This window comes from Janthinobacterium sp. MP5059B (assembly GCF_001758645.1).
Classification (GTDB): Bacteria; Pseudomonadota; Gammaproteobacteria; order Burkholderiales; family Burkholderiaceae_D; genus Janthinobacterium; species Janthinobacterium lividum.
The window spans coordinates 213,229-237,151 of record NZ_LRHX01000002.1; the positions used below are offsets into that span (position 1 = coordinate 213,229).

The window sequence follows — 23,923 nt, forward strand, 5'->3', positions numbered from 1 at the left end:
ATTTTAATTAATTTCCTTTGCAGCTATTGCCATTCAATTCATTAAAAATATGCTGAGGCAGCACAAATAATGTGGAAATTTTTCCACAGCCTAGAGGGCGGTATTCTTCTGCCAACTTTGGCGGAAGAATTAACGTTTTGAGTAAGATTTTCAGGAATGTAATTTTCAGCGGCAGGCGTGGCAGGAGGCGATGTGTTGCAAGAAGGCCAGCCGTGGGGCGTACGGCCGCTTTTGCTTAAAACCAAAGCAGCCTGATGCCGTATAATTTTAGACCCGGTGAAATCAGGCGATTGCCACCTTCTGCCTGCCCTACCCGGCCGGCACTCTCCGTCAGCTGATCCTGCTGGCCCGCATCCGCCTCGTACCAGTCTTGTCGCCGCGCCGCCGCCCGTTTGCCTATTGAAAGCATGAAATGAACGATACCGTGATCCCCGCCATGTCCCCGACCGAAGCCACCTTGCGCGCCATTCTGGCGCAGCGGATCATGATCCTCGACGGCGCCATGGGCACGATCATCCAGCAGTACAAGCTCGACGAAGAAGCCTACCGTGGCGGTCCCGCCGGCCGCTTCATCGATTTCGCCGCCCCAGCCGACAGTGGCGCGCGCGAATTGTTCGTCAAGGGCAATAACGAGCTGCTGACCCTGACGCAGCCGCACATCATCCAGGAAATCCACGAGCGCTACCTGGCGGCCGGCGCCGACCTGATCGAAACGAATACCTTCGGCGCCACGACCATCGCGCAAGACGATTACCACATGGCCCACCTGGCCTATGAAATGAACGTGCAGGCAGCCAAGCTGGCGCGCGCCGCCTGCGACAAGTATTCCACCCCGGACAAGCCGCGCTTCGTCGCCGGCGCCCTGGGCCCCACGCCGAAGACGGCATCGATCTCGCCCGACGTCAACGACCCGGCAGCGCGCAACGTCACCTTCGACCAGCTGGTGGCCGCCTACCTGCAGCAGACGCAGGGCCTGGTGGAAGGCGGCGCCGACGTGCTGCTGGTGGAAACCATCTTCGATACCCTGAACTGCAAGGCGGCCCTGTTCGCCATCGACCTGTTCTACGAGCAAAACCCGGATGTCGTGCGCCTGCCGCTGATGATTTCCGGCACCGTCACGGACGCCTCGGGACGCATCTTGTCGGGCCAGACCGTGCCCGCCTTCTGGAATTCCGTGCGCCACGCAAAACCGCTGACCATCGGCCTGAACTGCGCGCTGGGCGCCGCCCTGATGCGCCCGTACGCGGAAGAGCTGGCCAAGATCGCCGACACCTTCGTGTGCATCTACCCGAATGCGGGCTTGCCCAACCCCATGAGCGACACGGGTTTCGACGAGTTGCCAGCCGACACGTCCGCCCTGCTGCGCGAATTTGCCGACGCGGGCTTCTTGAACATGGCGGGCGGCTGCTGCGGCACCACGCCCGAGCACATCGCCGCCATCGGCGAATTGCTGTCGAAAAACACGCCGCGCACCGTGCCGGCCCCATCGCACGACTTGCGCCTGGCGGGCCTGGAGCCGTTCGTCGTCAATGACGAGTCGCTGTTCGTCAACGTGGGCGAGCGCACCAACGTCACGGGCTCGAAAGCGTTCGCGCGCATGATTCTCAACGAGCAATACGACGAAGCCCTGTCCGTGGCGCGCCAGCAAGTGGAAAACGGCGCGCAGGTGATCGACATCAATATGGATGAAGCGATGCTCGATTCGCTGGCCGCCATGACGCGCTTTTTGAACCTGATCGCCTCGGAACCCGATATTTCGCGCGTGCCCATCATGGTCGACTCGTCGAAATGGTCCGTCATCGAAGCGGGCCTGAAATGCGTGCAAGGCAAGGCCATCGTCAACTCGATTTCCATGAAGGAAGGCGAGGAAGAATTCCTGCGCCAGGCAAAACTGTGCCGCCGCTATGGCGCGGCCGTCATCGTCATGGCCTTCGATGAAAAAGGGCAAGCCGATACCTTCGAGCGCAAGATCGAGATTTGCGCCCGCGCATACCATTTATTGATCGATGCGCTCGACTTCCCGCCGGAAGACATCATTTTCGATCCGAACATCTTTGCCGTCGCCACCGGCATCGAAGAGCACAACAACTACGCCGTCGACTTCATCAACGCCACGCGCTGGATCAAGGAAAACTTGCCGTACGCAAAGATCTCGGGCGGCGTGTCGAACGTGTCCTTCAGTTTCCGCGGCAACGATCCAGCCCGCGAAGCCATCCACACCGTCTTCCTGTACCACGCCATCAAGGCCGGCATGACCATGGGCATCGTCAACGCCGGCATGGTGGGCGTGTACGACAACCTGGACCCGGAATTGCGCGAGCGCGTGGAAGACGTGGTGCTGAACCGCCGCGAAGACTCGACCGAGCGCATGATCGAATTTGCCGGCACCCTGAAGGCGGGCGGCAAGGCCGAGGCGCAAACCCTGGCCTGGCGCGAAGGCACCGTACAGGAGCGCCTGTCGCACGCGCTGGTGCACGGCATCACGCAATTCATCGTGGAAGACACGGAAGAGGCGCGCCAGGAATTGCTGCACAATGGCGGGCGCCCCATCCACGTGATCGAGGGCCCCTTGATGGCCGGCATGGACGTGGTCGGCGACCTGTTTGGCCAGGGCAAGATGTTCCTGCCGCAGGTGGTGAAATCGGCGCGCGTGATGAAACAGGCCGTGGCCCATCTGATCCCGTTTATCGAGGAAGAAAAGCTGCTGGAAGAAAAGCGCACGGGCATCGTCGCCAAGCCGAAAGGCAAGATCATCATGGCGACCGTGAAAGGCGACGTGCATGACATCGGCAAGAATATCGTCACCGTCGTTCTGCAGTGCAATAACTTCGAAGTGGTCAACATGGGCGTGATGGTGCCGTGCTCGGAAATCCTCGCGCGCGCCAAGGTGGAAAACGCGGACATCATTGGTCTCTCGGGCCTGATCACGCCATCGCTGGAAGAAATGGCGTATGTCGCCAAGGAAATGCAGCGCGACGAACACTTCCGCATGCTGAAGATCCCCCTCCTGATCGGCGGCGCCACCACCAGCCGCGCCCACACGGCCGTAAAAATCGCGCACAACTACGAAGGCCCCGTGATCTACGTGCCGGACGCCTCGCGTTCCGTATCCGTAGCGCAATCGTTGCTGACGCCGGAGCAGCGCGACAAATACGTGGAAGACATCGAAACCGATTACGCGCGCATCCGCGAGCAGCACGCCAACAAGAAGGCCCTGCCCATCCTGCCGCTGGCGCAGGCGCGCGCCAACAGGATGGTCGTGCCGTTCGACGGCCCCTGCACGCCCGTGAAACCGAAGTTCATCGGCCGCCGCGTGTTCAAGAATGTCGACCTGGCCACGCTGGCCAACTATATCGACTGGGGCCCGTTCTTCCAGACCTGGGACCTGGCAGGTCCCTTCCCCGCCATTTTGACGGATGAAGTGGTGGGCGACGCGGCCACCAAGGTGTACGCGGAAGGCCAGGCCTTGCTGAAAAAACTCATCGACGGGCGCTGGCTGACGGCCAATGGCGTCGTGTCCTTGCTGCCGGCCAACAGCGTCAATGACGACGATATCGAGGTGTACACGGACGATACGCGCAGTACCGTGGCGTTCACCTATTATGGCATGCGCCAGCAAGGCGTCAAGCCCGTGGTCGACGGCGTGCAGCGTCCGAACCAGTGCCTGGCCGACTTCATTGCACCGAAGGCATCGGGCGTGAAGGATTACATCGGCATGTTCGCCGTCACGTCCGGCCTGGGCATTGAAAAGTACGAAAAACGCTTCGAGGATGCGCACGACGATTACTCGTCCATCATGCTCAAATCCCTGGCGGACCGCCTTGCCGAGGCGTTTGCCGAATACCTGCACGAGCGCGTGCGCAAGGATTTGTGGGGCTATGTGCCGGATGAACACCTGGGCAACGACGACATGATCGCCGAAAAGTATGTCGGCATCCGCCCCGCGCCCGGCTACCCGGCTTGCCCGGAGCACACGGTCAAGAAACAGATGTTTGAGGTCATGCAGGCCGAGGAAATCGGCATGCAGCTGACGGAATCGTATGCCATGTTCCCCGGCGCGGCCGTCTCCGGCTTCTATTTTGCCCACCCGGAGTCGAAATACTTCGTCGTCGGCAAGATCGGCATGGACCAGGCGGAAGACATGGCCAAGCGCCGCAACGTCAACATCGAGGACGTGGAACGCTGGCTGGCACCCAATCTGTCATAATATATGCACAAGGCGCGCGGAACTTATCGCGCGCCGAAGCGCACTAACGCAGTATGCCGGCTGGCATGCTGCATGCCCGCTCCGGCCCGTTCCCAACCGGCAAGGAGGATATATGGCAACCAATTTCAAACTGAAACGCTGGCAGGATCAAGTGATCCTGTTGCTGGGCCTATGGCTGGTCGTCTCGCCCTGGGCCTTTTCCTATCCCGAAGGCTCACCGCAGATGATCAACGCCTTTGTCTCGGGACTGGTGATCGCCGTACTGGCCGCCTTCGACTTGTACAAGACCTATTTCTGGGCCGTCGTCGTCAATCTGCTGGTCGGCGTCTGGGTGGCGGCCTCGCCATGGGTACTGCGGCTGGCCGATCAGCCCGTCATCATGTGGAACGAGTTGCTCGTCGGTATCGCCGTCGTCGTGCTGGCCCTGTGGGAATTGCGCACCGACCCCGAGCTGCACAAGCACTGGCCCGGCGCCGCCGCGTAGCGGCGTAAAAAAAAAACGGCCCTGCCACGGCGACGCCGTGCAGGGCTCTTTTAGATAAATCGGGTAGGTCGGATTAGGCCGCAGGCCGTAATCCGACATCACTACGATCAGCGTCAACAATGTCGTCGGATTACGCGTGGCCTGGCGGCCGCGCTAATCCGACCTACAGCGCGTAGCGGACTACGTTATCGCTCCATTCGTAGGCGGCCATTTCCAGCTCCACCAGGTCGTCCGGCGACATGGCCAGGTCGCGCAAGGTCGGCACGATCTCGCCTTCCATGTCTTCGATGCGCTCGATGCATTCGGCAAGGCGCAGCAGGTCGCCGTAGAAGCCTTCGCGCGACAGCAGCGCTTCGGCCACTTCGTCGATCACTTCGATCTGGCTGAGGATTTCCGACATCGGCACGCCGAACAGGGTATCCATCAGCGACATGATGCCGACCGTAAAGGCGATATCGGCCGAATGGGCGTGGTTCGGGCGCAGTTTATGCGCCAACAATTCCAGCAGGCGGCCGCGCGTGGTGGCCAGCATCAGCAGCGGCGTCATGCTATGGCCGCGCTTGCTTGGTTCCGCGTACAGCATGATTTGCAGCCAGCGCTGCAATTGGCGGCGGCCCAGCACGGTCACGGCCTGGCTCAGCGAATCGATGCGCTGGCGCGCACCCACGGCCGGCGTATTGACCAGGCGCAGCAGGTTCAGGGCCAGCGACACGTCGCGCTTGATGGCGCGCTCGATATCCATGTTGTCGGCGTCCGACGTGACCAAGGTCATCAGTTCCATGACGGCCAGTTGCGACGGCGACAGCTTCTTGCCCGTCATGATGGCCGGCTTGGCAAAGTAATAGCCCTGGAAGTAATCGAAGCCCAGGTCCAGGCCCGACTTGAATTCTTCGCGCGTCTCGACCTTCTCCGCCACCAGTTTCTTGTTTTCCTGCTTGAAACGGGGCGCCAGCGCTGCCAGCACTTTCGGGTCGACCGTGCTCATGTCCATCTTGACGTACTGCACCAGCGGCAGCAGTTCCTGCACTTGCGACGTATCGGATACGACGTTTTCCAGCGCGAAGGTGAAGCCATGGCCCACCAGTTCGCTGATGCGCGCGCGCACTTCCGGCGTGACGGGCATCGATTCGACGATTTCCAGCACGACTTTTTCACGCGGCAGAAACACGAAGATGTCGCTCATGATCACGTCGGCATCGACGTTGACGAAACCGAGCGCGTCGCCGATGACCTTTTCCATGCCCAGCTGGGAGGCGTGGGCGATGACGGATGCCGTGGCGGACAGGTCGCTGGTGATGTTGGCGGGACCGACCGGAGCGTTGCGGAAAAGCAACTCATAGCCAAACAAGGCTTGATTGCGGTCAAGGATAGGTTGTCGCCCCAGATAGAACTCGCGCACGCGCAAGGGTTTCGGGGTGATGTCGTTGCTGGAAATATCGATCATTAACTCTTCATCAATCACGTCGAGTGACACCGGCCGCGCCGCGCCCGCATCAAGGTTCACTATTGACAATACTTTAGCTGAATTCCGCCCGCGCTGTGGGTATTTTGGCAGCAATCCAGTTTATTGTCGTCAACAAATTAGGGCGCAGGGGGTTCTTGCACCATCCCGTCGACAAATAATTTCAATTCACCCGGCGCAAACGCCGTCCATTGCTCATTCGTCGTCAGCGGCTGGGTAACGATCACGGCCACTCTGTCCTGGGGGGTCGTCACCTGGGAAAAGTCCACGCTCAGGTCTTCATCGGAGAGTTTAGCAGTTGGAAACGGATGTTGTCGCACCAGATAGTGCAAGCTGGTCGAGCAATGGGCAAACAGCGCCTCGCCGCTCGACAGCATCATGTTGAAGGTGCCGTGGGCGGCGATGCCAGGCAACAACTCCGCCAGGGCGGCATGCAGTTGCGGCAACGCCGGCGGGGCATCGCCAAAGCGCGCATGCAACTCCTGCAGCAGATAGCAGAAAGCCAGCTCGCTGTCCGTGCAGCCGACGGGGCGGTAACTGCCCGTCAGCACGGGGTGGAAATCCTTCAAATCGCCATTGTGGGCAAAGACCCAGTAGCGGCCCCACAGTTCGCGCACGAAGGGGTGGCAGTTTTCCAGCGCCACCTGGCCTTGCGTGGCCTTGCGGATATGCGCGATGACATTGCGCGACTTGATGGGATAGCGTTTGATCAGTTCGGCCACGGGCGAGGCGATGGCCGCCTGGTGGTCGACGAAATGGCGCACGCCGGCACCTTCGAAAAAGGCGATGCCCCAGCCATCATGGTGGGTATCGGTATGGCCGCCACGCATGGCGAAGCCGGTAAAACTAAAGACAATGTCCGTAGGGACATTGCAATTCATTCCAAGAAGTTGGCACATGGTCTGTTTGCAGCGGGATAACACGGCCACCATACCACGCCGCCTGGCGGATTGGTATGGCGGCGATAGCCATCACCCTAATGCAACAGCACGGGCTGGCTCATGAGGGAATCATAGCTGCCCAAAAATTCATCGATCTCTTCCATGCTGGGTTCGCTGGCGATCAGCTCCGTCACGTCGCGGCGGAAGTTTTGCGCAAGGATGCCGGCGATAAACGTTTCCCGCTTGCCCCCCTTGTCGACGATTTCATAGCCGCCAAAGCGCAAGGCTTCCAGGTCGCCGTCGACGCCGAATTCCACGACGCTATATTGTTCGCTGTTATAGATCAGGTTCATTTTGCATCCTTCGCTCAAGCAGGAGAAGCTCCTGCGGTGTCAGAACAGAGGTGGGGTTACACGGCGCCATTTCAAGCGGCCATGCCACCCTGCGGGCTACAGAGTTGTAACGAGATGCAAACTGCGCTTGCGGTAAGTCGATCAGGAAATCGTCAGGAAAGCACCATGTCTGCTTGCAGCGCCAGCAGGGCATCGTAGGGACTGGCGGTGAGCCAGGTGCGCAATTGTTCGATGTGCGAGGCGTCGGCCAGGCTGATGAACAAGCGCGCGGGTGGATGGCGCAGCAGACGATTCAATGTTACACGCAATACGAGATTGCCGCTGCAGCACAGGCAACCGGGCGCAATGCGCAACAGTTGCAATGGAAATGATGGGGATGGAGAAACTTGCTCGGCCAGGTCGGCCAGGATGCCGTTACCGTCAGCCAATCCTTCAAGGATCACGGCGGCCGGCTGGTCCGGCGGCAAGGCTTGCGCGATGGCCGCCTCGCGCCCGGCGGCGCGTCCACCGCTGACCAGGGTCAGCGGCGTCGGACGCCGCACGGCTGCCGTCACAGGCTTTTCTTGGCCAGCTTGCCCGGTTCGACGCCCAGCTGTTTCAGCTTGCGGTACAAATGGGTGCGTTCGAGGCCCGTTTTTTCCGCCACGCGGGTCATGCTGCCGCCTTCGCGCCCCAGGTGGTGTTCGAAATACATGCGCTCGAACGCGTCACGCGCCTCGCGCAGGGGCAAGTCGAACGACAGGTTGTAGCCATGGCCTTCGGCCACCGCCGGTACGGCGATGCCCGGGCGTACCATCAGCTGTTGCGGCGCGCTGCCGCCAAAGCTGGGCACGGGATGGCTGCTTTCCTCGGCCACCACGGGTGCCACGGGACGCGGCGTCACGCTCGGCGCGCGCACGGTTTCCTGTGCCCGCGTCAAGCCTTGCTGGACCGCCTTCAGCAGTTTTTGCAGGGCAATCGGTTTCTCCAGGAAGTTCATGGCGCCGATGCGCGTCGCCTCGACCGCCGTATCGATGGTGGCATGGCCCGACATCATGATTACCGGCATGGTCAGCAAGCCGTCGCGCTGCCACTCCTTGAGCAGGGTGACGCCGTCGGTGTCGGGCATCCAGATATCCAGCAATACCAGATCCGGCGCACCGGCGGCACGCGCTTCGCGCGCCTGCTGCGCATTTTCGGCCAGCTGGATAGCATGTCCTTCGTCGCCCAAAATTTCCGAGAGCAACTCACGGATACCCATTTCATCATCCACTACGAGTATGTTTGCCATTCGTGTCTTGCCTTCCTCATTTCGCCGGCCGTCGCGCACAAGATGCACGCGGCGGACAACTATGATTTTATTAGTGTTTTAAATACTAAACCAGACCCTCACGCCAGGAATTCCTGGGCAGGAGTGTCGGGAGCTAACTTTAACAGCAAAATGACCACCGAAGCGCCATTGCCGTCGACCCGGTTCTCGATATCGATGCGTCCGCCGTGTTCATCGATAATTTTCTTGACCATCGCCAGGCCCAATCCCGTGCCGCGCGCCTTCGAGGTCACATACGGCTCGAAAGCCCGCGCGAGGATTTTTGGCGCGAAACCAGGGCCATTGTCGCTGATGGCCAGCCGCACGGCGATATTCACGCCGCCGTCCGCACTGCGATAATGAATTGCTTCCGTCCTTACGTCAATCCGCGGATGCGGCGAGTCCGGCGGCAAGTCGGTCATCGCGTCCTGCGCATTCTGCAGCAGGTTATGGATCACCTGGCGCAATTGGGTCGGATCGCCCATCACCATCGGCAGATTCGGCGCCAGCAGCGGGTGGATGATGTCGCCATCGTCGCCGCGCAGGTACAGGTTCAGTATCTCTTCGATCAGCTCGTTCAAGCGCAGCGGCGTGAGCACGGCCGGCGGCGTGCGCGCATAGTCGCGGAAGTCGTCGACCATGCGCTTCATCGCATCGACCTGCTTGACGATGGTGGTGGTGGCGCGGCTGAGCAGGTCGGCGTCCGGCTGCTCCAGCTTGCCTTCGAGCTTCATCTGCAGGCGCTCGGCCGACAGCTGGATCGGCGTGAGCGGATTCTTGATTTCATGCGCCAGGCGGCGCGCCACTTCGCCCCAGGCGATCGAGCGCTGCGCGGAAATCACGTCGGAAATATCATCGAACACGACGATGTAGCCGCTGCCGGACTCCAGCGGCAGGCGCGAGCCCCGCGCCAGCAAGGTGATGTCATGCTCGTCGGCACTGCTGCCCAGGCGGCGGGGAATCTCGATCTGGCGCTGCCAGTGCAGGCGCTGCTGGTTGCGGCCCGATGCCGATTGCGCGCTTTGCGCCGTGAAGGCGCTGATGATGGCGCCGCCAAATTCTTCCATTCCAGCAATATGCGCCAGCGGCTGGCCCACCATGCTCATGCCCGAATGCTGCAGGATGCGCTCGACCGACTCGTTGCAGGTCACCAGCTTGAAATCGCCGTCGAGCACCATCACGCCGGCCGACATGTTCGCCAGCACCGATTCCAGGTGGGCCTTGGCGTTTTGCAGGGCGGCGCGGTTGCTTTCCACGGCCGTGCGCGCATCGAGCAGCTGGCGCGTCATGATATTGAACGACTGCGTCAGGGTACCCAATTCATCCTTGGTGGCGACGATGGGGCGCGGCGACAGGTCGCCCTCGGCCACGGCGCGCGTGCCTTCGGCCAGCAGCAGCAGGGGCTGGGCCAGGTTGCCCGCGATCAGGAAAGCGCTGCCGATGGCGCCAAAGATGGCCAGCAGCAAGGTCAAGGTGAGGATTTCCATGTACATCTTGCGCAGTCCCACGCGCGCGACGAAACGTTCCTTGTATTCGCTGTAGGCGGCGCGCAGCACTTCGCCATTCGTCGCCAGCTTGGGCGGCACCGATTGCAGCAATTGCAGGTAGCGGGGCGAGACGGAAGGCCCCGGCACGGCCACCAGCACGCGCAGGCGCAGGCTGGCCGCCGTTTCCACCGACGCCGGCAAGCCCGAGCGGAAACCGCCGCCGCCCGACTCCGTGCCATCGTCGTGCAGCTCCAGCCCGCCCTCGGCGGAGGCATAGCCGGCCGGCAAGGCCGCCTGCACCAGCATGGCCGGCGTCGGCAAGTCGGCTGCGCTATGCGGCCCCGCGCTGGCCAGCAACACGCCGTCGCCGCTGACAAGCATGACATTTTGCATGCCCTCTTCGCGCAGCAGGCTGGTCAGCACGGCCGGGCCGGCCACCGGGTCGGCGCCCAGTTCTTCGACGGCCTTGCGACCCCGGTGGTCGAGCTCGACCAGTGCCGCATCGAGGCCGGCACGGCCCAGCTCAATCCCCGATTCCAGCGCCGCTTCGATCTTGACGTTGAACCAGGATTCGATGGAATGGGAGACGAATTGCACGGACACAAGGAAAATCACCAGGCCCGGCAGGATGCCGACGGCGGCGAACAGCATCACCAGGCGCGTCATCAGCTTGGAGCCGAACTTGCCGCTCTTGTAGCGCGCGTACAGGCGCGCCAGGGAAATGCCTACCAGCGCCAGCAGAGACACAGCCACGGCCGCGTTCAAGCCCAGCAGCCAGGTGTAGTAGCGGTCGAAAAAGCCGGAATTATCGGAAGCCGACGCCAGCAGGAACAGCAGGATACTGACGATGCCGCCGCCCACCACCAGCAGATAGCGCAATGCTTGACTCACTACTCCGCCGTATACAAGAAGGTTTTTTTATTCGAAGCCAGGCGCCAGTCGCTGTTATTGAAGGCATTGACCTGTATCGGCTTGGGCAGGTAGTCGCGGTCCATGCCCATGCGCAAGGTGACGTTATATGTCTGCCCCACTTTCAGCTCGCCGCGCCGCGCCACCAGCCAGCGGCTGGGACGGCGGATCAGGAACAGCGCATCGTCGAGGGTGGGGAAACTTTGCTGCAAGCCCACGCCCGACACGTGATACTGGCGCGTCAGCACGTTGTAGGACAGCTTGCTGGTCTGGCGCGCCACGATGGCTTTTTCATCGAACCAGTACCAGCGGGGCCGGGTCAGTTCGATTTCGGTCGTGAAATATAGCGGCACGCCGTGCTGTACCGCATCATCAAGGTCGTGATTGAGCTCGAAGGAGTACGTGGCGGCCAGCTTGTAGCCCTCTTCGCTCGACTCGATGTAGGCACGGGTGATCTCGACCATGTCGGCGGCATGCGCGCGTGGCATGGTACATGCCAGCATCAGCAGCAGGGCCAGGAGTCGGAAGAGTCGTGTTGTCACAAGTGTGCCGGTGTAGTCCGTAGGATAAGTATCGACGAATCGCTCAAGCCGCATTTTTTTGGAATAGCGCATAGAACAAACCGTCGTGGTCCTGCTCCGCGCTGCCAGTCGGCAACAGCTGGCCAGGCGCTGTCAATCGGGTTGCATTATTGCGTACCGCAAATGCCGCCGCCTGTGCCTCGGACTCTTGCGGCCACAATGAACATGTCACGAACAGCAATTTACCATCGGGGCGCAGCATCTGCCACAGGTTGTCCAGAATTTTGGATGAAAGTGTTGCAAGTTGGAACGCATCGCCCTTGCGGCGCAACCAGCGGATATCAGGATGGCGACGCACGATGCCCGAAGCCGTGCACGGCACGTCGGCCAGGATGCGGTCGAACTGCTGGCCGTCCCACCACGCGCTCGATTGCGCATCCTGCGCCTTCAAGGTGGCGTCCAGGCCCAGGCGCTCGAGGTTTTCCGCGATGCGCGGCAGGCGCTTGGCGTCCGCATCGATGGCGGTCACCTGCACGTCGGCCAGCTCAAGGATATGGCACGTCTTGCCGCCCGGCGCCGCGCAGGCGTCCAGCACGCGCATGCCATCCTGCAAATCCAGCAGCGGCGCGGCCAATTGCGCGCCAGCATCCTGCACGGAAACGACGCCCTGCTCAAAGCCGGGGATCAAAGCCACGCCGATCGGCTTGTCCAGGCGCACGGCGAACGGCCCCACCTGGCGCGCGGCAATGCCCGCCTCGGCCAGCACGGCCAGATACGCTTCGACCGTGCTCTTGCGGCGATTCACGCGCAAGGTCAATGGCGGCACGGCATTGCCGGCCGTCAGAATGGCTTGCCAGTCGCGCGGATAGGCCAGGCGCAGCGAGTCGATCCACCACTGCGGATAATTCCATTGCGCCAAAGGTTGCTGCAGGGCCGCTTCCAGCAAGGACTTGCGCTCGCGCAAGAAACGGCGCAAGACGGCATTCACCATGCCCTTGGCATGCGCCAGGTCGGGGTGCGAGGTGGCGACCGTGACGGCCTGGTCGACCACGGTGAATTCTTCGTACGGCTGTTCGCCCGGCTCGGCGGACATCAGCGACAGCGCGCAGCACAGCAGGGCGGCCAGCATCGGCGGCTCGGGCGCCTTCGACGTCATCAGGCCGACCAGGGTTTCGCTGCGGCCCAGCTGGCGCATGGTACGGTAGGAAATATCCTGGATGGCGCCGCGCGCCTGCGGGCTGGCGTTCGATTGCGCAAACACCTTGGCCAGCGCCTGCGGCAGGGCCGTGCCCGTGCGCACTTGCGCCACGGCATTGGCCGCGCCCAGCAGGCAAAACGCCAGCGAATCGGCACGCAAATCGGGTTGGAAGCCTGGCTGCAAGACCGGTTTCAGGTCGGGATGGTAGCTGGGACGCAGTTTCGGTGCGGCAGGAGCCTGGCCTGGCGCCGGCTTGGTTTTCAATTTCAGCGTGGGGCGCTTGTTCATAGTTATCCGGTGTGGCTGCGCGCGGCGGGCTGCATGGTGGCAAAGTCGCGGCCGCGCGTCATCAATAAAGGGTCGATTGTAGCGTTTGTGGCGCCCTCTGACCCAAGCGATTGCAGCGATACATGTAAATTGCGGCAAAAAACTGCATATATACAAGCAGAATGTCCCATGCTGATGTTTTCGTGCACCAACATGGGCATGCTGTCCTGATAATATCGTGAAACGCGCCGGCACGGGGACACTGCCGGCTAGCGTATTGTTCCCGGCAGCAAACCAGTATAATTAACGCAGTCTGGGCGGCTTGGGTACTTGCCGTCCGTTTTGCTTTTTGATTCATTCTATTCATTCTTAACGCGGTTCCACCGCCATCCTGCTCATGCTCGCCCAACAGAAACAAGAAATCATCGCCCTGTTCCAGGCCGCCCTCGCTCCCGTCCTGGCCGGCACTTCGCTTGCGCCTAGCGTAGTGCTCGAGCGACCACGCGATGCATCGCATGGCGACGTCGCCTGCAATATCGCCATGCAACTGGCCAAGCAGCTGAAACAGAATCCCCGCGAACTGGCGCAAACCATCGTTGCGGCCGTGCTGGCCAATCCGGCCGGCAAGGGCCTGGTCGAGGCAGTGGAAATCGCCGGCCCCGGCTTCATCAACGTGCGCGTCTCCGCCGCCGCCAAGCAAGCCGTGGTGAAAACCATCCTGAGCGAGGCCGACAGCTATGGCCGCAGCACGGCAGGCGCCGGCAAGCAAGTCATCCTGGAATTCGTCTCGGCCAACCCGACCGGTCCGCTGCACGTGGGCCACGGCCGCCAGGCAGCCCTGGGCGACGCCCTGTCCTCGCTGTTCGACGCGCAAGGCTACCAGGTGACGCGCGAGTTCTACTATAACGACGCCGGCGTGCAGATCCAGACCCTGGCCAACTCCGTGCAGGCGCGCGCGCGCGGCTTCAAGCCGGGCGACGCAGAATGGCCCGAGTCCGCCTACAACGGCGACTACATTGCCGATATCGCCAGCGACTTCAAGGCCGGCAAGACCGTCTCGGCCAGCGATGGCCAGCCTGCTACGGCCAATGGCAACGTGGAAGACATCGATTCGATCCGCCCGTTCGCCGTCACCTACCTGCGCAACGAGCAGGACATCGACTTGCAGGCGTTTGGCGTGAAGTTCGACAATTACTACCTGGAATCGTCGCTGTACGCGGACGGCAAGGTCAACAGCGCCGTGGAAACCCTGATCAAGGCGGGCCACACGTATGAGCAGGATGGCGCGCTGTGGCTGCGCACCACCGACTTCGGCGATGACAAGGACCGCGTGATGCGCAAGACGGACGGCACCTACACGTATTTCGTGCCGGACGTGGCCTATCACCTGGTGAAATGGCAGCGCGGCTTCGTGCAAGCCATCAATATCCAGGGCAGCGACCACCACGGCACCATCGCGCGCGTGCGCGCCGGCCTGCAGGCCGTCGACATGGGCATCCCGCAAGGCTACCCCGACTACGTGCTGCACAAGATGGTCACCGTCATGAAGGACGGCGAAGAAGTCAAGATTTCGAAGCGCGCCGGCTCCTACGTGACCGTGCGCGACCTGATCGAATGGTCGGGCGGCGGCGACATCGCCAAGGGCCGCGACGCCGTGCGCTTCTTCCTGATCTCGCGCAAGGCCGACACGGAATTCGTCTTCGACGTCGACGTGGCGCTGAAAACCACCGATGAAAACCCGGTCTATTACGTGCAGTACGCGCATGCGCGCATCTGCCGCATCCTGGAAAACTGGGGCGGCGATGCCAGCACGGTCGCCGGCGTCGACTTGTCTCCCCTGACAGCGCCGACTGAAGCGACCCTGCTGGCGACCCTGGCCGCCTACCCGGAAATGCTGGCGCGCGCGCAAGCGGAACTCGGCCCGCACCAGGTCGCCTTCTACCTGCGCGACCTGGCCGCCAACCTGCACAGCTTCTACTTCGCCGAAAAAGTGCTGGTCGAGGACGAAGCCGTCAAGATGGCCCGCCTAGCCCTCGTCATCGCCGCGCGCCAGGTACTGCGCAACGGCCTGGCACTGATCGGCGTGTCCGCGCCAAACAAAATGTAATCGCGAAGGTCTAACCGTCAAAATGAATCACGCTTCCCGCTTCTCTTCGACCCGGCGCCAGCAGGGCAATACCCTGGTCGGCATCATCATCGGCCTGGTCATCGGCCTGGGCATCGCCGTGGTGGTCGCCCTGGTGATCACCAAGGGCGCCTCGCCTTTCACCGACAAGTCGGGCAAGGCCGGCAAATCGACCGAACCGACGGCCGGCCAGATCGCCGACCCGAACAAGCCGATGTACGGCAACAAGGAAGCGGCCAAGGAAGCGGCGCGCGACTTCTCCAAGGAGCCGCGCGAGATCGTCACGCCAACGCAGCCTGCTGCGCCGGCGCCAGCGCAGCAGCCGAAGGCGCCGCCGCCGGACGCGCTGCAGGAATTGATCGGTACATTGAAGGACAAGCCGGCGCCGAAAACGCCAGCGGCAGCACCAGCGGCGCCCGCGCCGCAAGCCAAGGCCGACGCAAAAGAGGCCAAGGCCGATGCAGCCAGCGACAAATGGATTTATTATCTGCAGGCCGGCGCCTTCCATGACATGTCGGACGCCGAAAGCACGCGCGGCAAACTGGCGCTGCTCGGCTTCGAAGCGGCCATCAGCGACCGCAGCACCGACGCCGGCGTGCTGCACCGCGTGCGCATCGGGCCGTTCAACCAGCTCGAAGCGATGAACCGCGCACGCACCAAACTGTCTGAAAACGGCATCGATGTCGCCGTCGTCCGCAACCAAAAATAAGGAACCAGCATGCGTTTTCTGAAGAAAATCCTGTTCGCCGCCGCCCTGTGCACCGCCGCCATGGGCGCATCTGCCTCGCCGGCCGAGCCGAAAAACGGCGTCGAATACGAAACCCTGCCCACGCCGCAGGCGACGGAGTCGGGCAAGAAAATCGAAGTGACGGAATTCTTCGCCTATTACTGCCCGCATTGCAACGTGCTTGAACCGCAGCTGGCGGCCTGGGTCAAGAAACAGGGCGACAACATCGTCTTCAAGCGCGTGCACGTATCGCGCGATGACAGCGTGGCGCCGCAGCAGCGTTTGTTCTTCACCCTGCAAGCCATGGGCCTGGTCGACAAGCTGCACACCGGCGTCTTCCACGCCATGCACGTGGAACGCAACCGCCTGAACACGGACGACGCCGTATTCGATTTCGTCGCCAAGCAGGGCGTGGACCGCCAGAAATTCATCGACACCTACCGTTCGATGGGCGTCTCGGCCCGCGTGCGCCGCGCTGACGCCATGATGCAGGGCTATAACGTGACGTTCTGGCCCATGATCGCCATCGACGGCCGCTACATCACCTCGCCTTCGCAGGCCGATCAGGGCAGCAAATCGGCCAGGAACGAAGAGCAGCTGAACGCCCAGGCGCTCAGCGTGATGGACGTGCTGGTCGCGAAAGCCAAAGCGGAAAAGAAATAAGCATGGCCACTTCCCTGGCGCGCCCGGGCATCGCCTGATGCATCGCGTTTTCATCACGGGCGCGTCGAGCGGATTGGGCGCCGCCCTGGCGCTGCAGTACGCGCGCCAGGGCGCCCATCTGGGCTTGCTGGCCCGCCGTGGCGATACCCTGCAGCAACTGATCGCCTCCCTGCCCCACCCTGAACGCCACCGCGCCTACGCCGTCGATGTATGCGACCACGCCGCCCTGAAAAGCGCCGCCGGTGACTTCATCGCCCATGCGGGCGGCATCGACGTCGTCATCGCCAGCGCCGGCGTGTCCTACGGTACCTTGAGCGAACACGCGGAAGACCTTGACGCCTTCGCTCGCCTCATCGCCATCAACGTCACCGCTACCGTCGCCACCTTCGCGCCCTTCATCGCCGCCATGAAAAGCCAGGGCAGCGGGCGCCTGGTAGGCATCGGCAGCGTGGCCGGCATCCGCGGCCTGCCCGGCGCCGAAGCCTACAGCGCCTCGAAGGCGGCCGTCATCAGCTACTGCGAATCGCTGCGCCTGGAATTGAAACCCGCGGGCGTCAAGGTCGTCACCATCACGCCCGGCTACATCGACACGCCGATGACGCGCCACAATGCCTACCGCATGCCATTCCTGATGCCGGCCGAAAAATTCGCCGTGCGCGCCGCGCGCGCCATCGCCGATGGCGACAGCTACCGCGTGATCCCGTGGCAGATGGGCGTCGTCGCCAAGCTGCTGCGCGCGCTGCCCAATGCCGTCTACGACATGGCCTTCGCCAACGCGCCGCACAAGGCGCGCAGCAAGCCATCCGGCGGCAGCCAGTAAAACCAACCTCTCCCCATGACGAAGCACTCAGACCTGAACAGCGCGGCCATCGCCGCCCATTGCGCCACGGGCGCCTCCCACGTGGCCATCGAGGTGGTCGACGAAACGGGATCGACCAACGCCGACCTGCTGGCGCGCTGCGCCACCCTGGCCGGCCCCACCCTGCGCATCGCCGGCCAGCAGACAGCCGGACGGGGGCGCGCCGGGCGGCCGTGGGTGTCGCAGCCGGACGCCAGCCTGATGTTTTCGCTGGCCTGGCGCTTCAAGGGGCCGCTGCATCAGCTGGTCGGCTTGCCGCTGGCCGTCGGCGTGGCGCTGGCCGAGACCATGACGTCGCTGGGCGTTCCGGTGCAGCTGAAGTGGCCAAACGATATGCTCAAGGATGGCCACAAGCTGGCCGGCATCCTCGTCGAGACCCAGCAGGCAGCGGACGGTGGCGTGTGGGCCGTCATCGGCTGCGGCATCAATCTGCTGATGCCCAATGCGCTGGAACGGCAGATCGGGCGCAGCGTCTCGGCCGTGCCCTGGCTGGCGCAGATGGAACGCAATACCCTGGTGGCCGCCCTGCTCAGCCGCCTGGCCGGCGTGCTGGCCGAATTCGACGACACGGGCTTTGCACCGTTTACCGAACGCTGGAACGCGCTGCACGCCTGGCAAGGCCAGCACGTAAAAATCCTCGATAATGGCCAACTGCTGCAGCAAGGCGTGGCGGCAGGCGTGGACCAGCTGGGCCGCCTGCTGCTGCGCACCGATGGCGGCCTGCAGGAAATCATGTCCGGCGACGTTTCCTTGCGCCTGACGGGGGAGTAAGCGCATGCTACTGCTGATCGACGCCGGCAATACGCGCATCAAATGGGCGCTCGTGGCCGCCGGCAGTCCCCTCGGCGGCTGGCTGGCCAGCGGCGCCGTCGCGCATGCGCAGATCGACACCCTGGCCGCGCAGTGGGAGACACTCGGCATCAGCGAAGCGCTGCTGTCGAACGTGGCAGGCGCCGCCATCGGCACGCGCCTGCGCGCCATGCTGCCGGTCGTCGCCCGCGACTTTGTATCGCTGCCGCAGCTGGCGGGCCTCACGAATGGCTACCGCGCGCCGTCGCAGCTGGGTTGCGACCGCTTTGCCGCCGCCATCGGCGCGCAGGCGCTGGCGCCTTGCCAAGCCGTCATCGTCGCCAATTGCGGCACCGCCACCACCATCGACGCCATCACGGCCGATGGCGTTTTCCTCGGCGGAATGATCTTGCCGGGACTGGGATTGATGGCCAGCTCGCTGGCGCGCAACACGGCGCAGCTGCCGCAAATCGCCAGCGACGCCCTGCTGCCGGCCGGCTTTGCCGACAACACGGACGACGCCATCCTCTCCGGCTGCCTGGCGGCACAGGCGGGCGCCATCGAACGGGCCGTGCGCATGCATGGCGCCAGCGCCTGTTTGCTGTCGGGCGGCGCCGCACCGCGCATCGCACCGGCCCTGGCGCTGGCCGTGCCGCTGGATCTGGTGGACAATATCGTCATGCTCGGCCTGCAGGCGGCCGCGCGCACCGGGACCGCAGGAACACAAGGAAACCACGTATGCTGAAATTCGTCTTCTGGCTGCTGGCCGGCGTCAACCTGCTGGTGCTGGCCATCGGCCAGGGATATCTGGGCAGTTTTCGCACCGAGACGCGCGAACCGGCGCGCCTGAAAAACCAGCTGCAGGCGGGCAAGCTCACCTTGCTGACGCAGGAGCAGGCCACGGCGCCCGCCGCCGAAGAGGGCGCGACGCCGATGGCGGCGGCACCGGCACCGCCGACATCGTATGCCTGCACGGAAGTGGGCAATTTCCTGCTGGCCGATGGGCGCCGCTTTGAAGCGCAAGTGGCGGCATTGGACCTGGGTGACCGTCAGTCGCGCCGCAACGTGGCCGGCCAGGAGATTTCCAGCTACATGGTGTATATCCCGCCGCAGGGCAGCAAGGAAGGCGCCGACCGCAAGGCCGGTGAATTGAAGCAGCTGGGCGTGACGAATTACTTCATCATGAATGAAAGCAGCCCGCTGCGCTGGGGTATTTCACTGGGCGTGTTCAAGTCGGAAACCAGCGCGCAAAGCCAGCTGGCATCGCTCAACAAACAGGGTGTGCACAGCGCCCGCGTCGCGCCGCGCTACAGTGCCGGCAAGCAGCTGGCCTACCAGTTCCGCGACCTCGACGCCGCAACACGCGCGCGTCTCGAGAAGATCAAAACGCAATTCCCTGACCAGGAACTGCGCAGCTGCAAATAAGCACCTGACCAAACCTGCTGCGCGTCGCGCTTTGCGGCCTGCGATGCTCGCTGTGCTCCAGCACAGCTGCGCTTCTTGGCCAAAAATCGCTGCCGCTCGCTACGGTTTTACCAGGCGCTTTGCACTGTCAGGCGCGCCTATCGTTGGATGACGATGGGCTTAATGCCTGTCGATTCAGGCAGGCTGGCCGCCGCCCGCGCCGCATCGGCACGGCTCGAGAATGGGCCACCGTACAGGCGGAACAGATTCCCGGCCTGCACCACGCCTAGGGTCCCCAGGGCTGCCGCGTAGGGTTCCAGGCGCGAGCGGCCCGTTTCCGCATTGTCGGCGCGCGAGTAGGCGCCCAGCTGCAGATAGAAACCGCTGGCCAGCGCCGCCGGTGCCGGTGCGGCGACCGTCGCGTCGACGGGCAGCATTTGCGACGACACTTCCGGCTGCACCACGGCGCCCGTTTCCACCGGCGTATCGATGGAGATGGCCACCACGGACGGCACCGGCTTCGGTGCCGCACGGGCGGCCAGGATGGCATCGATATCGGCAGGCAGCAGCCGTTCGACCACCACCTGGTGACTGCCCTTGCCGAGGAAGCCCAGTTTGAGCGCCGCCGTGTACGACACGTCGATGACGCGCGTGGCATGGAAGGGGCCGCGGTCGTTGATGCGCACGATCACCTGCTCGCCGCTGTCGATGCTCGTCACGCGCGCATACGAAGGAATCGGCAAGGTCGGATGGGCCGCCGTCATCTTGTACATATCGTAGATTTCACCCGACGAGGTGCGCTGGCCATGGAATTTCTTGCCATACCAGGTGCCCGTGCCCTTTTGCTTGAAGGGCTCATTGTCGGTGATCGGCGTGTAGGTCTTGCCGAAGACGACATACGGGCGGTTCGAGCGCGTCGAATACGGCTCGTTGCGCACTTCCGCATCGGGCACGTCGCGCAGGTTGGCTGGCGGATTGTCGCCCGGGCCGTCATCCTTGTAGTAGCCGCCGCGCCCGGAGCCGGCCGCCGGCAATGCCGGCAAGGTGGGATCCTGGCGCACGGGCACCTTGACCTTGCCGCCGGACGGCAGCGGCACGTTATTCGATGCGGGCTTTTGCGGCGTCGTGCCGCAAGCGGCCAGGGTCAGCAAGACCGTCAGGCCCAACCCGCGCATGGCGAAAGTATCGAAAGGCGCGCGCATCAGGTCTGCACCAGCTTGCGGTGGCGCTGAATGCTCATCAGGATACCGGTGGCCACGCCCAGGGTCAGCAGCGCGGTGCCGCCATAGCTAAGGAATGGCAAGGGAACGCCGACCACCGGCACGATGCCGCTGACCATGCCCATGTTTACAAAGGCGTAAGTAAAGAAAATCATAGTGATCGCTCCTGCCAGCAGGCGAGTGAAAAAACTGGGGGCATTGGCGGCGATCATCAGCCCCCGTCCCACCAGCAGCAAATACATCAGCATCAGGATCAAGTTACCGACCAGGCCGAATTCCTCGGAATATACGGCAAAAATAAAATCGGTCGTACGCTCGGGAACAAATTCCAGGTGGGCTTGCGTGCCGTGCGTCCAGCCCTTGCCCGTCATGCCGCCGGAACCGATGGCGATGATGGACTGGATGATATGGAAGCCCTTGCCCAGCGGGTCCTTGGTCGGGTCGATCAGCATCATCACGCGGTCGCGCTGATAATCATGCAGGTGCGACCAGGCGATCGGCAGGCATGAAACAAAGGTGATCAGCAAGCCGGCCAGCACCTTCCACGACAAACCGGCCAGGAAGATGACGGTAAAGCCGGCCGCCACCACCAGCAGCGCCGTGCCCAGGTCGGGCTGGCGCGCAATCAGGTAGACGGGCACCAGCAACAGTATCGCCGCCATCAGGAACGATTTCCAGCGCAGGGCGCCCGCATTGTGCTGGAAGAACCAGGCCAGCATCAGCGGCGTGGCGATCTTCAGGAATTCTGACGGCTGGATGTCGATCACGCCGATATGCAGCCAGCGCCGCGCACCGAGCTTGATGGTGCCGAACAGCGCCACGGCCACCAGCAAGATCACCGATATCGTGTACGCCGGCACGGCGATGCGCATCATCATCTGCGGCGTGACGTTGGCCGCCACCCACATGACGAAAAAGCACAGCAAAATATTGCGCAGGTGGTCTTCGATCTTGCCCGGGATGCCGATGCTGGCCGAATACAGGGTCAGCAAGCTGGTACTGAGCAGCATCAGGATGATGATCATCAGCGGCGGATCGAACACCGCCAGATAGGGTTTGGCGCGCCGCCACAGCGAGCGCCTCTCGTTAATGGGCATGTGCTTCCTTATTGCCTGGCAGGTACCGCCGGGGCGGCCTGCTCGTCAGTGATTTCTTCCAGGGTGCGCACTTCGTCGACATCTTCCTTGGGCACCTTGGTGGTGTCCTTTTCCTTGTCGCTCGGGCGCTTGCCCAGCAGGTAGTAGTCGAGCGCCTTGCGCGCGATCGGCGCGGCCACGCCGGCGCCGAAGCCCGCGTTTTCCACCACGATGGCGATCGCGATGCGCGGCTTGTCGGCCGGCGCAAAGGCCGTAAACAGGGCGTTGTCGCGCAGGCGTTCGGCCAGCAGCTTGGCATTGTACTTCTCGTTTTTCTTGATGCCCACCACCTGCGCCGTACCCGTCTTGCCGCCCACCGTGTACTGCACGCCGGTGAAGATGCGCGCGGCCGTGCCACCCTGCTCGCTGGTCACGCCCACCATGGCGCGCTTGATGACGTCGATGTTTTCCTGCTTGAGCGCGATGCGGTAGCTTTCCTTGGGCACCGTCAGGGTGCGCGCGCGCGTAGCCGCGTCCTCGATGATCTTCACCAGATGCGGCTTCATCACCACGCCGTTATTGGCCAGGTTGGCCGTCGCGTGGGCGATCTGCAGCGGTGTATACGAGTTGTAGCCGGAGCCGTTACTCACCGAAATCGTGTCGCCGCCCACCCATTTTTTCTGCTGCGGCGTCTTGAAGCGGTTGCGCTTCCATTCCGTCGACGGCAGCACACCCGTCTTTTCGTTATTCAGGTCGATGCCCGTCAGCTGGCCGAAACCGAACGGTTTCATGAAGTCGTGGATAGCATCGATGCCCATGTCGCGACCCAGCTGGTAGTAATAGGTGTTGCACGAAACGACGATCGACTTGTGCATGTCCACCGTGCCATGGCCGCCCACCTTGTCATCGCGGAAGGTGTGGCCGCCGAGGATGAAGAAACCGGGATCGGAAATCGACTGGCTCGGCGTGCGCTTGCCCAATTCGAGTGCGGCCAGCGCCATGAAGGGCTTGAAGGTCGAGCCGGGCGCGTAGGTGCCAGACAGGGGACGGTTGACCATCGGCCGGTCCAGCGAGGTATTGAGTTCGTTCCAGCTTTGCTGGTCGATGCCGTCGACGAACAGGTTCGGGTCGTAGCCTGGCTTGGACACGTAAGCGAGGATGTCGCCCGTGGCCGGGTCGATGGCCACGGCTGCGCCGCGCCATTCGCCGAACGCTTCCTCGACCACCTTCTGCAGCTCGATGTCGATCGACAGGATCAGATTGTTGCCAGGGGTGGCGGCCGTGCGCGACAGGGTGCGCATGGCGCGCCCGCCGGCCGACACTTCCACCTCTTCATAGCCGGTGGTGCCATGCAGCTGCTTTTCGTAGCTTTTTTCCAGGCCTTCCTTGCCGATATGGTCGGTGCCGTTGTAATTGGCCGCGTCCTCGCCCTCTTCCAGCGCCTTCGCTTCATTGCGGTTGATGCGGCCGATGAAGCCCACCACGTGCGACGCCACCTCGCCCATCGGATACTGGCGGAACAGGCGCGCCTGCACCTCGACGCCAGGGAAGCGGAAACGCTGCGCCGTGAAGCGCGCCACTTCCTCGTCCGTCAATCGCGTGCGCAGCGGCACGCTGACGAAATTCTTGGATTCTTCCAGCAGCTTCTTGAAGCGGCGGCGGTCCTTGATGTCGATCTGCACCAGGGTCGACAGCTCGTCGATCACGGAATCGAGGCTGGCGCTCAATTTCGATGGCGTGATTTCCAGCGTATAGGCCGAGTAATTGCGCGCCAGGACCACGCCGTTGCGGTCGAGGATCAGGCCGCGCGTGGGCACGATGGGCACCACGGCGATACGGTTGTCCTCGGCCTTGGTCGCGTAGTCCTCGTGCTTGATCACCTGCAGCCAGATGAAGCGCGCCAGCAGCAGCGAAAAGCAGACGAAGACGAGCGCGCCCAGGATGGTCAGGCGCATACGGAAAAAATGCAGTTCGCGCTCGGTGTTCTTAAGTTCAGTCATTGC

20 protein-coding genes are annotated in these 23,923 nt (G+C 62.9%); 9 read left to right on the forward strand and 11 right to left on the reverse strand.

The annotated features are described in order from the left end of the window. Positions 1-412 precede the first annotated feature (412 nt). Both metH and JAB1_RS01645 read left to right on the forward strand, forming a co-directional pair. A complete protein-coding gene (gene metH, locus JAB1_RS01640) occupies positions 413-4,207 on the forward strand; it encodes a methionine synthase (RefSeq protein WP_175445001.1) in 3,795 nt (1,264 codons plus the stop codon). A 112-nt stretch (positions 4,208-4,319) separates the two neighbouring features. Beyond that, positions 4,320-4,691 (forward strand): SPW repeat protein, encoded by a 372-nt coding sequence (locus JAB1_RS01645; protein WP_034784732.1) that lies wholly within the window; start codon positions 4,320-4,322, stop codon positions 4,689-4,691. A 163-nt stretch (positions 4,692-4,854) separates the two neighbouring features. Here the strand turns inward: JAB1_RS01645 and JAB1_RS01650 are convergent, their stop codons facing one another. From JAB1_RS01650 to rsmB, 8 genes are all read right to left on the reverse strand, one after another. Continuing rightward, positions 4,855-6,135, reverse strand: a complete 1,281-nt coding sequence (locus tag JAB1_RS01650; protein WP_034784728.1) for an EAL domain-containing protein — start codon at positions 6,133-6,135, stop codon at positions 4,855-4,857. Between the two features lie 137 nt (positions 6,136-6,272). After that, positions 6,273-7,052 (reverse strand): class II glutamine amidotransferase, encoded by a 780-nt coding sequence (locus JAB1_RS01655; RefSeq protein WP_071653284.1) that lies wholly within the window; start codon positions 7,050-7,052, stop codon positions 6,273-6,275. Positions 7,053-7,129: 77 nt separating this feature from the next. Then, positions 7,130-7,387 (reverse strand): DUF3567 domain-containing protein, encoded by a 258-nt coding sequence (locus JAB1_RS01660; RefSeq protein ID WP_034749313.1) that lies wholly within the window; start codon positions 7,385-7,387, stop codon positions 7,130-7,132. A 152-nt stretch (positions 7,388-7,539) separates the two neighbouring features. Continuing rightward, on the reverse strand, positions 7,540-7,941 hold the full coding sequence (locus JAB1_RS01665) for a GTPase (protein ID WP_070278295.1): 402 nt from the start codon (positions 7,939-7,941) through the stop codon (positions 7,540-7,542). Beyond that, on the reverse strand, positions 7,938-8,657 hold the full coding sequence (locus JAB1_RS01670) for a response regulator (RefSeq protein ID WP_070278296.1): 720 nt from the start codon (positions 8,655-8,657) through the stop codon (positions 7,938-7,940). The genes JAB1_RS01665 and JAB1_RS01670 overlap by 4 nt, the downstream gene beginning before the upstream one ends. Positions 8,658-8,755: 98 nt before the next feature. Beyond that, on the reverse strand, positions 8,756-11,053 hold the full coding sequence (locus JAB1_RS01675) for an ATP-binding protein (RefSeq protein ID WP_070253843.1): 2,298 nt from the start codon (positions 11,051-11,053) through the stop codon (positions 8,756-8,758). Next, entirely contained in the window at positions 11,053-11,559 is a 507-nt protein-coding gene (locus JAB1_RS01680; protein WP_225317180.1) for a DUF4390 domain-containing protein, read from the reverse strand. The genes JAB1_RS01675 and JAB1_RS01680 overlap by 1 nt, the downstream gene beginning before the upstream one ends. Positions 11,560-11,656: 97 nt before the next feature. After that, on the reverse strand, positions 11,657-13,078 hold the full coding sequence (gene rsmB / locus JAB1_RS01685; protein WP_034784714.1) for a 16S rRNA (cytosine(967)-C(5))-methyltransferase RsmB: 1,422 nt from the start codon (positions 13,076-13,078) through the stop codon (positions 11,657-11,659). Between the two features lie 376 nt (positions 13,079-13,454). On the opposite strand from rsmB, the gene argS reads away from it, so the two are divergent. From argS to JAB1_RS01720, 7 genes are read left to right on the forward strand one after another with little or no spacing between them, the layout of a single operon-like run. After that, on the forward strand, positions 13,455-15,164 hold the full coding sequence (argS, locus tag JAB1_RS01690; RefSeq protein WP_034784713.1) for an arginine--tRNA ligase: 1,710 nt from the start codon (positions 13,455-13,457) through the stop codon (positions 15,162-15,164). Positions 15,165-15,186: 22 nt separating this feature from the next. After that, complete coding sequence (locus tag JAB1_RS01695) at positions 15,187-15,891, forward strand: SPOR domain-containing protein (protein WP_034784711.1); 705 nt, start codon at positions 15,187-15,189, stop codon at positions 15,889-15,891. Positions 15,892-15,900: 9 nt separating this feature from the next. Further along, positions 15,901-16,572 carry a thiol:disulfide interchange protein DsbA/DsbL gene (locus JAB1_RS01700; RefSeq protein ID WP_034784709.1) on the forward strand — a complete coding sequence of 224 codons (672 nt, stop codon included), beginning with the start codon at positions 15,901-15,903 and terminating at the stop codon, positions 16,570-16,572. Between the two features lie 37 nt (positions 16,573-16,609). Further along, the gene (locus tag JAB1_RS01705) at positions 16,610-17,392 is read left to right on the forward strand and encodes an SDR family oxidoreductase (RefSeq protein ID WP_070278298.1); all 783 of its coding nucleotides are present in this window, start codon (positions 16,610-16,612) and stop codon (positions 17,390-17,392) included. A 15-nt stretch (positions 17,393-17,407) separates the two neighbouring features. Further along, positions 17,408-18,202: a biotin--[acetyl-CoA-carboxylase] ligase gene (locus JAB1_RS01710; protein ID WP_070278300.1), complete on the forward strand. Its 795-nt coding sequence runs from the start codon at positions 17,408-17,410 to the stop codon at positions 18,200-18,202. A 4-nt stretch (positions 18,203-18,206) separates the two neighbouring features. Further along, complete coding sequence (locus tag JAB1_RS01715; RefSeq protein WP_070278302.1) at positions 18,207-18,965, forward strand: type III pantothenate kinase; 759 nt, start codon at positions 18,207-18,209, stop codon at positions 18,963-18,965. After that, positions 18,959-19,645 (forward strand): SPOR domain-containing protein, encoded by a 687-nt coding sequence (locus tag JAB1_RS01720; protein WP_070278304.1) that lies wholly within the window; start codon positions 18,959-18,961, stop codon positions 19,643-19,645. Before JAB1_RS01715 ends, JAB1_RS01720 begins: the two co-directional genes overlap by 7 nt. A gap of 137 nt (positions 19,646-19,782) precedes the next feature. On the opposite strand, the gene JAB1_RS01725 is transcribed toward JAB1_RS01720, so the two are convergent. The 3 genes from JAB1_RS01725 to mrdA are packed head-to-tail and all read right to left on the reverse strand — an operon-like array spanning position 19,783 to position 23,920. Continuing rightward, positions 19,783-20,826 (reverse strand): septal ring lytic transglycosylase RlpA family protein, encoded by a 1,044-nt coding sequence (locus JAB1_RS01725; protein WP_052140358.1) that lies wholly within the window; start codon positions 20,824-20,826, stop codon positions 19,783-19,785. Further along, positions 20,826-21,941, reverse strand: coding sequence for a rod shape-determining protein RodA (rodA, locus tag JAB1_RS01730; protein ID WP_034784703.1), 1,116 nt, complete (start codon positions 21,939-21,941; stop codon positions 20,826-20,828). Before rodA ends, JAB1_RS01725 begins: the two co-directional genes overlap by 1 nt. An 8-nt stretch (positions 21,942-21,949) precedes the next feature. Further along, positions 21,950-23,920: a penicillin-binding protein 2 gene (gene mrdA, locus JAB1_RS01735; RefSeq protein ID WP_034784702.1), complete on the reverse strand. Its 1,971-nt coding sequence runs from the start codon at positions 23,918-23,920 to the stop codon at positions 21,950-21,952. Positions 23,921-23,923 lie beyond the last annotated feature (3 nt).